Below are 1026 nucleotides of genomic sequence, written 5' to 3'. Positions count from 1 at the left end.
GACTTATACACAGATTTTACGTCATATTTCCACCTAGCTTAGGCCACTTTTTACAACCTTTTATAAATTCGTAAATATATGATTCTGATCATTTTTTTAGCGTTTTACACAGATAGAAGGCGCTCTAATAATTACTAGAATAAGAACTATATACTTAATATATATCTATTTATTTACATTGTTTTAAAAACGTATCTTATTCAAAAACACCAAGAACAAGTTTTGGCTAGAACAAAAATTTACTCGTATAATGCCCCTCTTTTTCAAAGTAAGAGGGTTATACAGTGGACTATCCACAGACCTTTGACGTTATCGTTATTGGTGGCGGTCACGCCGGCACCGAAGCCGCTCTAGCTTCGGCCAGGATGGGCTGCGCTACGTTACTAATCACACACAGTGTAGATACTTTGGGTCAAATGTCGTGTAACCCTGCTATAGGTGGCATCGGGAAAAGCCATCTTGTTCGAGAAATCGATGCCTTGGGTGGCGTAATGGCCGAAGCCACTGACGAGGCGGGAATACAATTTCGAGTACTCAATTCCCGCAAAGGGCCTGCAGTTAGAGCGACTCGTGCGCAAGCCGACCGGGTATTGTACAAAGCAGCAATTCGTAAGCGTTTAGAACAGCAATCGAACCTTTGGATTTTTCAGCAAGCGGTCGACGATCTCATTATCAAGGGTGATCGAGTAGAAGGCGTCATCACTCAAATGGGGCTTCGGTTCAAAGCACAAACCGTAGTGCTAACAGCCGGAACTTTTTTAGCAGGTAAGATCCACATTGGTTTAGAACAAAGCCAAGGTGGACGCGCTGGTGATCCTGCAGCTATGACTTTAGCTGCCCGCTTACGAGATCTCAATTTACGTGTTGACCGCTTAAAAACCGGAACTCCCCCCAGAATAGACGCCAGAACAGTTGATTTTTCTGTTATGCAAGAGCAGTGGGGCGATACCCCCGAGCCGGTAATGTCTTTGATGGGCTCAACTGCAACACATCCCAAGCAAATGTGCTGCTGGATAACTCATACCA

At 44.2% G+C, this 1026-nt stretch carries 1 protein-coding gene; it reads left to right on the top strand.

Going from position 1 to position 1026, the window contains the following annotated elements:
• Positions 1 to 284 precede the first annotated feature (284 nt).
• Positions 285 to 1026: FAD-dependent oxidoreductase (locus ACTF5Z_RS12310; RefSeq protein WP_438985890.1), on the top strand; the 742-nt coding region annotated here is incomplete at its 3' end.

Source organism: Aequoribacter sp., from assembly GCF_965659035.1.
Classification (GTDB): Bacteria; Pseudomonadota; Gammaproteobacteria; order Pseudomonadales; family Halieaceae; genus Aequoribacter.
The sequence above is the reverse complement of the archived record's forward strand: the minus strand, read 5'-3'. Positions and strand labels throughout refer to the sequence as shown.